Annotated in this window: 1 pseudogene; it reads right to left on the minus strand. The window is 68.2% G+C overall.

From position 1 onward, the window contains the following. A pseudogene (locus J0695_RS38730) lies at nt 1–321 on the minus strand (glycoside hydrolase family 3 N-terminal domain-containing protein); the annotation flags it as partial.

Consider the following 321-nt stretch of genomic DNA (forward strand, 5'->3'; position numbering starts at 1 on the left):
GGGGTGGGCTGGGAGAGGCCGGCGCGCTGGATGCCGTTGGAGAGGGCGGCGATCTGGTGCGGGTCCCGGACGTTGTGGGCCCAGGTGAAGTAGATGATGCCGCCGACGTGGTACTTGGCGATCAGCTCGGCGGCGGTGCGGACGCCCATCTGGCTGAGGTTGGCGTCGATGTCGGCCTGGTCGGGTGCGGTGGCGGAGTGGCCGTACACCCGCATCACGAAGAGCTGGCCGATCTTCTCTTCGACGCTCATCCGGGAGATGAGCTTCTTGAGCTGCGAGTCACGGTCGCGGTCGTGATCGCGTCCGTGGTCCTGGCCGCGG

It is taken from the genome of Streptomyces beijiangensis (genome assembly GCF_017315755.1).
GTDB lineage: Bacteria > Actinomycetota > Actinomycetes > Streptomycetales > Streptomycetaceae > Streptomyces > Streptomyces beijiangensis.